The 12,235-nt window shown below is 72.2% G+C and carries 8 protein-coding genes; 4 read left to right on the top strand and 4 right to left on the bottom strand.

What is annotated here, in order from left to right; all coding sequences use genetic code 11:
- The first annotated feature begins 9 nt into the window (after positions 1-9).
- Both ABT381_RS13475 and rph read left to right on the top strand, forming a co-directional pair.
- A complete protein-coding gene (locus ABT381_RS13475; RefSeq protein WP_351592419.1) occupies positions 10-1,284 on the top strand; it encodes a hypothetical protein in 1,275 nt (424 codons plus the stop codon).
- A 131-nt stretch (positions 1,285-1,415) separates the two neighbouring features.
- Positions 1,416-4,082: a rifamycin-inactivating phosphotransferase gene (rph, locus tag ABT381_RS13470; protein ID WP_351592417.1), complete on the top strand. Its 2,667-nt coding sequence runs from the start codon at positions 1,416-1,418 to the stop codon at positions 4,080-4,082.
- A 90-nt stretch (positions 4,083-4,172) separates the two neighbouring features.
- On the opposite strand, the gene ABT381_RS13465 is transcribed toward rph, so the two are convergent.
- From ABT381_RS13465 to ABT381_RS13450, 4 genes are all read right to left on the bottom strand, one after another.
- Complete coding sequence (locus tag ABT381_RS13465; protein WP_351592414.1) at positions 4,173-4,448, bottom strand: chaplin; 276 nt, start codon at positions 4,446-4,448, stop codon at positions 4,173-4,175.
- A gap of 129 nt (positions 4,449-4,577) precedes the next feature.
- Positions 4,578-6,089, bottom strand: a complete 1,512-nt coding sequence (locus tag ABT381_RS13460; RefSeq protein ID WP_351592411.1) for an NAD-dependent succinate-semialdehyde dehydrogenase — start codon at positions 6,087-6,089, stop codon at positions 4,578-4,580.
- Between the two features lie 88 nt (positions 6,090-6,177).
- Entirely contained in the window at positions 6,178-7,449 is a 1,272-nt protein-coding gene (locus ABT381_RS13455; protein ID WP_351592408.1) for an aspartate aminotransferase family protein, read from the bottom strand.
- A gap of 190 nt (positions 7,450-7,639) precedes the next feature.
- Positions 7,640-9,037 (bottom strand): sugar porter family MFS transporter, encoded by a 1,398-nt coding sequence (locus tag ABT381_RS13450; protein ID WP_351592405.1) that lies wholly within the window; start codon positions 9,035-9,037, stop codon positions 7,640-7,642.
- Between the two features lie 346 nt (positions 9,038-9,383).
- Here ABT381_RS13450 and ABT381_RS13445 point away from each other — a divergent pair, with 346 nt between their 5' ends.
- Both ABT381_RS13445 and ABT381_RS13440 read left to right on the top strand, forming a co-directional pair.
- Positions 9,384-10,397 (top strand): LacI family DNA-binding transcriptional regulator, encoded by a 1,014-nt coding sequence (locus ABT381_RS13445; protein ID WP_351592402.1) that lies wholly within the window; start codon positions 9,384-9,386, stop codon positions 10,395-10,397.
- A gap of 223 nt (positions 10,398-10,620) precedes the next feature.
- Complete coding sequence (locus ABT381_RS13440; RefSeq protein ID WP_351592399.1) at positions 10,621-12,192, top strand: glycoside hydrolase family 32 protein; 1,572 nt, start codon at positions 10,621-10,623, stop codon at positions 12,190-12,192.
- Positions 12,193-12,235 lie beyond the last annotated feature (43 nt).

Genomic DNA, 12,235 nt, shown 5'->3' with positions numbered 1-12,235 from the left:
GTGACCACAATGAGACAGGGACCGCGGCCGACGCCTCCGGGCACCGTGTTCGCGGCGAGCTATCTGTTCGCCGGGGTGGCGGCGCTGGCCCTGGTGTCCGCGATCGGCACGCTCTTCGCCGCTCCCGAGTTCAGCCACTACCGGAGCGAGCGGGCGGGCGACGAGTCGGCGGGCACGCTCGCCGCGGCGGGGCTGGTCACGTTCGCCCTGCTCACCATCGTGTTCGGGGCCGGCTGCGCGCTGCTGGCGTTCCTCGACGGGCGGGGCAGGCAACCGGCCCGGGTACTGACGTGGGTGGTCGGCGGACTGTCCGGCTGCTTCGACATCGCGCTCCTGGCGGTGAGCGCCACTGACTCCGTGCCGTGGTACGGCGGCATGACCCGCGTCGTGACCAGCGGGATGCTGGTGCTGACGGTCGCCTCGCTCACCCTGCTGGCGCTGCCCGCCTCCCACGGGTACTTCCGCGAATCCCGTCCGGCCCGGCAGCATCCGCAGCCCCTGCCCGTGCCCGCGCCCGTGCAGCCACCGCCTCCCCCGGCGGTCGGCCAGGTGCCGCCCCCGTCCGGTCACTTGCCCCAGCCGCCCAGCTACCCGCCTTCGCCGTACGGCTATCCGTCCTCGCCGTACGGTTATCAGCCCCAACAGCCCCAGCCTCAGTCACCGCTCCCGCGCGTCCGCCGGCCGGCCGCCGTCACGGCGGCCATGGCCGTACTGATGTGTCTGGCCGTCCTCGCGGTCGTGGGTGCCGTCGTGGAGGTCCTGACGTACCAGGCGATCCTGGGACACCTCGACGACTACATGCGGACCGTTCGGGAGCAGACCGCCAAGTACGGCGTCGGAGTGGCATTCCCCAGCCTTCCCAGGAGCGCCGTGGGGCCGACCGCCATCGTGGTCGTGGCGCTGGGGGCCATGGCCGCGACGCTGGCCGGCCTGGCGCTCGCGCTCCGGCTGCCCCGGCCGCGCGCCCGCGTCGTCACGCTCGTCGTCGTCGGGCTGCTCGCGCCGCTGGCCACTGCCCGGGCCTTCGTGACCATGACGACACAAGCCACGCTGGAACAGCTCGCAGCCAGCTCGGAACGGCTCAGGGAGAGCATGGGCGGCGGGGGACGGTACCGGGACATGTTCCCGGGGGTCGACGAGCTGTATCCCCAGTGGGCGTACACCGCCGTCTACCTGACGTCGGCTCTCGCCGTCGTCGGATGCGTCGCGGTCTTCGTCCTGCTGACCGTTCGGGGCTCGGCCGCATGGTTCGGTGTGGCGAGCCACCGCGTTCGAGGGCGGTAGAGCAAAAGGCAAGGAGAGCGCTCTCCTTGCCACTCTTAAGCTATAGCGCACTGGGGGGCTTGCGGCAAGACCCGGGGCGTGCCGCAGAATCGTCGGCCGAGGCCACAACCTGCGGAAACGGGGCATGAGCAGTGCTGGAGCAGTACGTACTGGATCTTCAGGACGTCGACGAGACGCAGGTCGCGGTCGTCGGCGGCAAGGGCGCGCACCTGGGCGGGCTGTCGCGGATCGACGGCATCCGCGTGCCGGACGGCTTCTGTGTGACGACGGACGCCTTCCGGCGGATCATGGCGGAGGCGCCGTCGATCGGCGATCGGCTCGATCAGCTGTCGCGCGTGACTCGCTTTGCCGGCGAGGGGGACGAGGGCGACCGGGAGGCGATCCGCACGCTCAGCGCGCAGATTCGCCGGACCATCGAGGAAATCGCCATCCCGGAGGATCTCGCGGCGGCGATCACCCGCGCGCTCGCCCGACACGGCGAGCAAGCCGCCTACGCCGTCCGGTCCAGCGCGACGGCGGAGGACCTGCCGACGGCCTCCTTCGCCGGCCAGCAGGACACGTACCTCAACGTCGTGGGGCCGGCGGCGATCCTCCAGCACGTCAGCCGGTGCTGGGCCTCGCTGTTCACCGAGCGGGCCGTGACCTACCGCGGGCGGAACGGCATCGACCACCGTACGGTCCACATGGCCGTGGTCGTGCAGCGGATGGTCCTCCCCCATGCGGCCGGCATTTTGTTCACGGCAGACCCCGTCACGGGCAACCGGAAGGTCGCCACCGTGGACGCCGGCTTCGGCCTCGGTGAGGCTCTGGTCTCCGGCCTGGTGAACCCGGACGTCTTCACGGTGCGCGACGGCCAGGTCGTCGCCAGGACGATCGCCGCCAAGCAGCGTGCCGTCCGCGCCCTGCCGGCCGGCGGTACGCAGGAAGTGGCGATCGACGCGCGGCGGCAGGAGCAGCCGGCGCTGACGGATGCGCAGGTCGTGCGGCTCGTGCGGCTCGGGCGGCGGATCGAAGCGCACTTCGGCCGCCCGCAGGACATCGAATGGTGCCTGGTCGACGACGACTTCCAGATCGTCCAGAGCCGGCCGATCACGACGCTGTTCCCCATTCCCGAGGCCGACGGCCAGGAGAATCACGTCTACGTCTCCGTCGGTCACCAGCAGATGATGACCGACCCCATGCGGCCTCTGGGGTTCTCCATGTGGCAGCTGACGGCCATGGTGCCGATGCACGAGGCCGGCGGGAGGCTGTTCGTCGACGTCACCCGGCGCCTGGCATCGCCCGCGAGCCGCACCGCCCTGCTGGACATCATGGGGAAAGGCGACCCGCTGGTCAGGGACGCGCTGGAAACTGTCCTCGCCCGCGACGATTTCGTCCCGTCGCTCCCGGACGCGGCTCCCGGCGGGCCTCCCCCGGGCCCGGGGGGCCGGGGAGGTGCCCCCACCGGCGGCGCGTCCGCCCCGGTCGAGACCGATCCGGCCCTCGTCACCGAGCTGATCGAGCGCAGCCGGGCCTCCCTCGCCGCCCTGGAGCGCGACATCCGGACGAAGACCGGGCCGGCGCTGTTCGACTTCCTGCTGGAGGCCTTCGAGGAGCACAAGCGGATCCTCAGTGATCCGCTGAGCATGCAGGCGATCATGGCGGGGATGGAGGCCACGTGGTGGCTCAACGACAAGCTGCGGGAGTGGCTGGGCGAGAAGAACGCGGCTGACACGCTCACGCTGTCCGCCCCCGGCAATGTCACCTCGGAGATGGGGCTGGCGCTGCTCGACGTCGCGGATGTGATCCGCCCGCATCCGGAGGTGGTGGCGTTCCTGCGGGGCGTCGAGGACGCCGAGTACGCCGAGGAGAACGCCTTCCTGGACGAGCTGGCGAAGCTCCCGGGCGGGACCGAAGCCCGCGACGCCATCGAGGGCTACCTCGACCGGTACGGCATGCGCTGTGCCGGCGAGATCGACATCACGAGGCCGCGGTGGCGCGAGCGCCCCACCACGCTCGTGCCCGTGATCCTCGACAATGTCAGGAACTCCGAGCCGGGCGCCGCCGAGCGGCGCTTCGAGCAGGGGCGGCAGAAGGCGCGGCAGAAGGAACAGGACGTGCTGGCACGCTTGCGGGCCCTGCCGGACGGGGACCGGAAGGCCGACGAGACCAAGCGGATGATCGACCGGGTCCGGACCTTCATCGGCTACCGGGAGTACCCGAAGTACAACATCGTCAGCCGCTACTTCGTCTACAAGCAGGCCCTGCTGGCGGAGGCCGAGCGCCTCGTGCAGACAGGCGTGCTTCCCGAGCAGGAGGACATCTTCTACCTCACGTTCCAGGAGTGCCACGACGCCGTGCGCGCGAACCAGGTGGACGGCCGGCTCATCCAGCAGCGCAAGGACGCCTTCCGGTCGTACCAGGCGCTCACCCCGCCCCGGGTGCTCACCTCGGACGGCGAGGCCGTCACCGGGGCGTACCGGCGCGACGACGCGCCGGCCGGCGCCCTGATCGGCCTGCCGGTCTCCGCCGGGACCGTCGAGGGAAGGGCCCGCGTCATTCTCGACATGGCGAAGGCCGATCTCGAGGCGGGCGACATCCTGGTCACGACCTTCACGGACCCCAGCTGGTCGCCGCTGTTCGTCGGGATCGCGGGCCTGGTGACGGAGGTGGGCGGTCTGATGACCCATGGCGCGGTGATCGCCCGGGAGTACGGCTTGCCGGCTGTCGTGGGCGTGGAGCAAGCGACCCGGCTGATCCGGGACGGGCAGCGGATCCGCGTGCACGGAACCGAGGGGTACGTCGAGATCCTGCCCTGACCGACACACCACCGAGACGCCTCGTTCACCACGGCACCCGCCGCCGGACCCAGGGGCCCGGCGGCGGGTGCGGCGCGGTTCGGCGACCGCTCAGTGGTTCCAGTGGTGGTTGTCGTGGTGGTGATGGCCGTGGCCGTCGTTCACGCAGGTGGCCGACGCGGGGTTCAGCAGTGCGATGACGTTGATGCTGTTCCCGCACACGTTGATCGGAACGTGCACCGGCACCTGGATGACGTTGCCCGAGAGGACGCCCGGGCTGCCGTAGGCCGAGCCTTCCGCTTCGGAGTCGGCCACGGCGGTGGCGGCGCCGCCGAGGACCGTCGCGGCGGCCAGGGCGGTCGCCACGAGGGCGGTACGGATGGACATGTTTTCTCCCATGAGGAGGTGGCTTGTTCTCTGGGAGAATCACCGGCCACGACCCGTTCGCCACCCTGCCGAAACCGGGACCGCCTGATTGCAGTAGCACATCAGACCGAACGGAGCAGCGGTGGCCGGTCAGCCCGGGCCGGCCGGAATGGCCAGGTATTTGATCTCCAGGAACTCCTCGATGCCGGCCCGGCCGCCCTCGCGGCCCAGCCCCGACTGCTTGATGCCGCCGAAGGGCGCGGCCGGGTTGGAGACCAGCCCGGTGTTGACGCCGACCATGCCGGTCTCCAGGCGTTCACCGACCCGCAGCGCGCGGTCCAGGTTCTCCGTGAAGAGATAGCCGACCAGTCCCCATTCTGTGTCGTTGGCGGCGCCGACCGCCTCGTCCTCGTCGTCGAAGGTGAGGATCGCGGCGACCGGGCCGAAGATCTCGGTGGACATCAGCGCCGAGTCGGGGTGCACGTCGGTGAGGACGGTGGGCGGGTAGAAATAGCCCGCGCCGTCCGGTGCCTCACCGCCGATCAGGGCCTTGGCGCCGCGCTGTACGGCGTCCTGGACGAGGTCGGCGGCCTTGTTCCGGCCGGCCGCGTCGATCAGCGGGCCGACATCGGTGCCGTCCTGCGTACCGGGGCCGACGGTGAGGGCGCCCATCCGCTCGGCCAGCCGGGTGGCGAAGGCGTCGGCCACCGAGCGGTGCACGAAGAAGCGGTTGGCCGCGGTGCACGCCTCGCCCATGTTGCGCATCTTGGCGACCATCGCGCCGTCCACCGCCTTGTCCAGGTCGGCGTCGGCGAAGACGAGGAACGGCGCGTTCCCGCCCAGCTCCATGGAGGTCCGCACGACGGTGTCCGCGCACTGGGCCAGGAGGATGCGGCCGACCTGGGTGGAGCCCGTGAAGGACAGCTTGCGGATGTCGCCGCTGCGCAGCAGGGGCTCGACGACACCAGCCGCGTCGGTGGTGGTGACGACGTTCAGGACGCCGGGCGGCAGGCCCGCCTCGGTGAGGATCGCGGCCAGCGCCAGGCTGGAGAGCGGGGTCTGCGGGGCCGGCTTGAGGATCATCGTGCAGCCGGCCGCGACCGCCGGGCCGATCTTGCGGGTGCCCATCGCCAGCGGGAAGTTCCAGGGGGTGATGAGCAGACACGGGCCGACCGGCTGGCGCATCACCAGGACGCGGTTGGCGCCGTCTGGCGTGCGCGACATGCCGCCGTCGATGCGGACGGCCTCCTCGGAGAACCAGCGGAAGAACTCCGCCGCGTAGCCGACCTCGCCGCGCGCCTCGGCCAGCGGCTTGCCCATCTCCAGGGTCATCAGGAGGGCGAGGTCCTCCTTGCGCTCGATGAGGAGCTCGTAGGCGCGGCGCAGGATCTCGCTGCGGGCGCGCGGGGCCGTGGCCGCCCAGTCCTTCTGCGCGGCGACCGCGGCGTCCAGGGCGCGCCGGCCGTCCCCGGCCGCGGCGTCGGCGACCTGGCACAGCTCGCGGCCGGTGGCGGGGTCGTCCACGGGGAGCGTGCGGCCGCCGGCCGCGTCCTGCCACCGGCCGTCGATGAAGAGCTGCTTGGGGACGGCGTCGACGACGCGGATGCCGGAGCGCGGTGCGTCCGGGGAGCCCGACGGCTGGGTGCTGGTGGTCGTGGTCATGAGCGGTGCCTCCCGGCGGATCGGTACGCGGAACGGGTACGGGCGGCCGGCCCCCTGCCGTGCGGGGCCGGCCGGTCCGGGCGGCGCCTCAGCGGTCGGCGCAGCCCGCCTGGACGGCGGCGGACCAGGCCCGCAGCCCCTCGTCGATCTGCTGCTCGGTCACGATCAGCGGCGGGATCAGCCGGACGACGTTGCCCCAGGGGCCGCACGTCAGGAGCAGCAGCCCCTCCTCGACGGCGGCCTGCTGGACGCGGGTCGCGGTCTTCGGGTCCGGTTCGCCGTCCTCGGTGGTGAACTCGTTCGCGAGCATCAGGCCGAGCCCCCGTACGTCGCCGATGGCGGGGTGCTTGGCGGCGACGTCCTCCAGGCCGCTGCGCAGCCGGGCGCCCATCGTGGCGGCGTTGCCGACCAGCCCCTCGTCCTCGACCACGTCGAGGGTGGCGAGGGCCGCGGCGCAGGCGACCGCGTTGCCGCCGTACGTGCCACCCTGCGAGCCGGGCCGGGCCTTGGCCATCACCGCCTCGGGGGCGGCGATGCCGGACAGCGGGAAGCCGCTGGCCAGGCCCTTGGCGGTGATGACGATGTCGGGCCGTACGCCGAAGTGGTCGTGGCCCCAGAAGCGGCCGGTGCGCCCGACGCCGGTCTGCACCTCGTCCAGGATCAGCAGGATGCCGTGCCGGTCGGCGCGCTCCCGCAGGCCCTGCAGGTAGGCGCTGTTGGCGGGGACGTAGCCGCCCTCGCCGAGCACCGGCTCCACCATGATCGCGGCGGTGTCGGAGGGGTCGGTGACGGTCTGCAGGAGGTGGTCGAACTCGCGCAGCGCGAAACGGGTGGTGGCCTCCTCGTCCCAGCCGTAGTGGCGGCCGTAGTAGTACGCGTTCGGGAAGGGCGCGACGTGCACGCCGCTCATCAGCGGGCCGAAGCCCGTGCGGACCTTCGTGCCGGAGGTGGTGAGGGAGGCGGCGGCGACCGTGCGGCCGTGGAAACCGCCCTGACAGACGACGATGTTGGGCCGCCCCGTGGCCTGCCGGGCGAGCCGCATCGCGGCTTCCACGGCCTCGCTCCCGGAGTTGGCGAAGAAGAGGCTGTCGAGCCCTTGGGGCAGTACGTCGCCGAGCCGTGCGACCAGCTTCTGGAGCGGCTGGTGCATGACGGTCGTGTACTGGCCGTGGATCAGGGTGGCCACCTGTTCCTGGGCGGCGGCGACCACGCGGGGGTGGCAGTGGCCGGTGCTGGTGACGCCGATGCCGGCGGTGAAGTCCAGATAGCGGCGGCCGTCCGTACCGAAAAGGTGGACGCCCTCGCCGCGCTCGGCGACGACGGGTGTGGCCTGGCGCAGATGCTCGGAAAGGTGGCTCATACGACAGCTCTCCCACGGAAGCGGTGCGGATGGACGGTGGGGCCACATGGCCCCGCCCCTGGCCGCGGATCGGCCACAGGCTCCTACTCACCTTGTGGGTAAGGAGTGGGAAGGGTCAACGACCAACGTGTTCGCCGCGCGCGGCGACTTGTGGGCGGAGTGCCCGCAGTCGCCGCGCGCGGCGGTGTGATCAGGCCGCTGCGCGCTCGCCGCGCAGGGAGGCCGAGATGTCCTCCAGGCTGCGGCCCTTGGTCTCGGGCAGCTTCCGGTACAGGTAGCCGACGCCGAGGAGGCCGAAGACCGCGTAGAGCCAGAAGAGGCCGGTCGGGGTGAGGGCCTGGATGGTGGTGAGCACGGTGAGCGAGATGGCGAAGTCCAGGCCCCAGTGCGTGACGTTGCCGAAGGAGGACGCCTTGCCGCGGGCCGCGGTGGGGAAGATCTCGCTGTTGATGAGCCAGATCGCCAGGCCCAGGCTGGGCGCGAAGGCGCCGATGTAGAGACAGAGTCCGGCGACCAGCAGGCCGCTGTTCGCGGGCTGTCCGCCGCCGAAGAGGTAGAGCGCGCCGAGCAGCGCGAGGGCGAGGACGACGACGCCGGTGCCGCCGAGCAGCAGCGGGCGGCGGCCGACCCGGTCGACGAGGAGCAGCGCGATGCCGGTGAGGACCATGTTGACCAGGCCGATGCCGAGCGAGGAGAGGATCGCGGCGGAGCTGGCGAAACCGGCCTGCTTGAGCATGGTGGGCGCGTAGTAGATCACCGCGTTGACGCCGACGAGCTGGTTCGTGGCGGCGACGACGACGCCGAGCATGACGGCCGGGCGCATGGCGGGGCGCAGCAGGTCGCGGTAGCCGATCTTCGACTCCTGGGCGGCCAGCGCCTCGATCTCGCGGACCTCGCGCTCGGCCTCCTCGGCGGTACGGGTGCGGCACAGCACGGCGCGGGCCTCGTCGGGGCGTCCGTGGGTGAGCAGCCAGCGCGGGCTCTCGGAGAGCCGCAGTACGCCGGCGAACATCAGCAGGGACGGCACGGCGCCGAGGCCGAGCATCCAGCGCCAGCCGTGCGAGTCGTCGAAGGCGTAGCCGACGAGGTAGGAGACGAAGATGCCGACGGTGATCATCAGCTGGTTGAGCGAGACCAGCTTGCCGCGGCTCTCCTTGGGCGCGATCTCGGCGATGTAGGCGGGCACGGCGAGCGAGGCGGTGCCGATGGCGAGGCCGAGGACGAAGCGGGCGCCGATCAGTACGGCGTCGTTGGGTGCGGCGGCGCAGCCCAGGGCGCCGACGGTGAAGATGCCGGCGGCGCTGAGCAGCGTGCGGCGACGGCCGACGGCGTCGGTGACCGCGCCGCTGACCAGTACGCCGACGATCGCGCCGAGCAGCAGGGAGGCCACGGTGACCTGCTGCATGCCGGAGCTGAGGTGGAATTCCGGGGCGATGTACAGCAGGGCCGAGGAGATGATCCCGGTGTCGTAGCCGAAGAGGAAGCCGCCGAGCGCGGCGACGGCGGACGCGCCGATGACCGCGGCCCGTCCGCGCTTGCGCGGCGGTGCGCCCGGTTCGGGTGGGAGGACGGTGTCGGTGCGGGCCAAGGCAGCTCTCCTTCAGGTGGGCTGACGCGGGGTCAGCTGGTACCGGTTGCGCCCGCACGTCCCGGTCCGGTCGTCCGGCGGACCGGGGCGTGCGGTGCTCCCGCCGCCTGGCGTCCGTCGGCGGGACGGGCGGCGGGAGCCGGTGCCGCGTCGCACGGCAGCCGGAGGGGGCGGCCACGGAAACCTCGGCACGCGACGCTGGGTGCCGGGGCGTCCGGTCGGGATGCGACCGCCCGGTACGGCATCGTGACCGCTCGAACGATTTCGCGCAAGCGTTTGCGCAAGCGCTTTTCTCGGAGACCGCTTCACGTACGATCACGGGGACGGCAGACCGGAGGAGGCACGCATGGCGACCATGGCCGACGTGGCACGTCGGGCCGGGGTCTCGGTCTCGACCGTGTCCCACGTGATCAACGGGACCCGGTTCGTCAAGGAGGAGACCCGCGACCAGGTCCACGCCGCCATGCGCAGCACGGGCTACATCCCCAACACCATCGCCCGCTCGCTGGTGACCTCCAGCACCAAGACGCTCGGCCTCGCGGTGTCGGCGGTCACCAATTTCCACTTCGCGGACATGGTCTCGGCGATCGACGCCACCGCCCGCGCCGCGGGCTACACGCTGCTGATAGCCGACACCCACGACGACCCGGCTGAGGAGCTGCGGGTCGTGCAGAACCTCCACCAGCGCCGCGTCGACGGGCTGCTGCTGGCGACCGCGGCCGGCCCCCGCAGTGCCGCGCTGCGGTACCTCACCGACACCGGCCTGCCCACCGTCCTGATCGACCGCTGCGCCTCCGCCGCCTTCGACCAGATCGGCACGGCGAACGTGGAGTCCACCGCCCGCCTCGTCGACCACCTCGCCGACCTCGGCCACACCCGGATCGGCATGGTCGCCGGGCGGCGCGGCATCCGTACCAGCTCGGAGCGGGTGCGCGGCTGGCAGCGCGGCATGAAGCGGCAGGGCCTGGACCCGGCCAAGGAGCTGGTGGTGGCCGGGCACAGCCACGCGTACATGGCGCAGCAGGTCACCGAGCGGCTGCTGCGCGGCAAGGACGCGCCGACCGCGCTGGTGGTGGGCAACAACCACATGACGCTCGGCGTGCTGCGGGCGCTGTCCCGGCTGGGCCTGAAGGCGCCGCAGGACATCGCCCTGAGCGTCTTCGACGACTTCGAGTGGGCCGATCTGCTGCAGCCGCAGCTGACGGCCATCGCCCAGCCGGTCGAGGAGATCGGCGCCAAGTCCGTACGGATGCTCATCGACCGGATCGCGGACCCGGGCGGCGCGAAGCGGACCGTGCTGCTGGAGCCGACGCTGGTGCATCGCACGTCGTGCGGGTGCCCCGCCGACCCGCCCCGCTGATCGTCAGAGGCCCCCAAGCCCCTTAAGACCCCCCAAGCCCCCTGGACAACCGCGGGCGCGCCTTCTACAGTCTGCCGCGGTCGCCATGTCGGCGGCGGCCGCGTACGAACGTGTCACCCCAGCCGTCCGGTTCGTCGGGAGCCGTGGACGCGCGGGACTCACCCGCCATTCCCTGCCCCGCATGCAGGCCAGTTGGCCGCGCTGCCCTACCGGAGGCACTCCCATGCCCGACACCCCGCACCGCCACCCCGCCCGCCGCACCGTCCTCGCCGGTGCGCTCGCCCTCGCCGGCACCGGCGCGCTGAGCGCCTGGTCCACCGCCCCGGCGACGGCCGCCGCGCCGCGCGCGTACGACGAGACCTACCGCCCGCAGGTGCACTTCTCCCCCGCCGAGAACTGGATGAACGACCCCAACGGGCTGATCCACCACAACGGCAAGTACCACCTCTTCTTCCAGTACAACCCCTCGGGCGCGACCTGGGGCAACATGTCCTGGGGCCACGCCGTCAGCACCGACCTCCTGCACTGGGAGGAGCAGCCGGTCGCCATCCCGCAGACGGACGAGGAGATGGTGTTCTCCGGCAGCGCCGTCTTCGACCGCGACAACACCAGCGGCCTGGGCACCGCGGCGAATCCGCCGCTCGTCGCGATCTACACCAGCATGGTCAAGGCGACCGGCGGGCAGCGGCAGTCGCTCGCCTACAGCATCGACGACGGGGCAACCTGGAAGCGGTACGCGGGCAATCCCGTCCTCGACATCGGCTCGGACAACTTCCGTGATCCCAAGGTCTTCTGGCACGCGCCGACCGCCCGCTGGGTGATGGTCCTCGCGCTCTCCGCCGAGCACCGCATCAGCGTCTACACCTCACCCGACCTCAAGTCCTGGACGCACCGCAGCGACTTCGGGCCGAGCGCGGCGACCGGCGGCGTGTGGGAGTGCCCTGACCTCTTCGAGCTGCCCGTGGGCGACGACCCGGCACGCCGCAAGTGGGTGCTGATCGTCAACCTCAACCCCGGTGGCCCGGCGGGCGGTTCGGCCGGGCAGTACTTCACCGGCGACTTCGACGGCACCCGCTTCACCGCCGACCCGCACGACGCGCCGCGCTGGCTGGACCACGGCGCCGACGCGTACGCGGGCGTCACGTACAACGACGCACCGGGCGGCCGCCGCGTCCTGGTCGCCTGGATGAACAACTGGCTGTACGGCGAGAAGATCCCGACCAGCCCGTGGCGCAGCGCGATGGGCTTCCCCCGCGAACTGGGCCTGCGGGCCGCGCCGGACGGCGGCGCCGAACTCGTCCAGCAGCCGGTCGCCGAGCTGGCCACGCTGCGCCGCAGCCCGGCGCTGCGGATCGCCGGCCGCCGGGTGCGGGCGGGCGCCACCCGGCTGCTGCGGGACGCAGGCCAGACGTACGAGATCGAAGCGGTGCTGCGGCCGGACGGGGCGCGGCGGTGCGGCCTGGAGGTGCGGACCGGGGGCGGGCACCGGACGCGTATCGGCTACGACTCCGGAGACGGCGAGCTGTACGTGGACCGCACGGCGTCCGGCGATGTCGGCTTCGCGCCGGAGTTCCCCGCCGTGCACCGTGCCCCCTTCGCGCTCACCGACGGCGTGCTGCGGCTGCGGCTGATCGTGGACCGCTCGTCGGTGGAGGTGTACGCGGGCGACGGCGCGGTGTGTCTGACCGACCAGATCTTCCCCGACCCGGCCGACACGGGCCTGGGCACCTTCGCCGAGGAGGGCGGGATGCACGTCGAGCGGCTCACGGTGTGGCCGCTGCGCTCCGCCTGGTAGGGCGGCCGCGCCGAGCGCCGGCGGCGTCACCGCCGGGCGTGGC

The organism is Streptomyces sp. NPDC000151 (assembly GCF_040301705.1).
In the GTDB taxonomy this organism is placed as follows: domain Bacteria; phylum Actinomycetota; class Actinomycetes; order Streptomycetales; family Streptomycetaceae; genus Streptomyces.
This window is presented reverse-complemented; position numbering and strand designations above follow the sequence as displayed.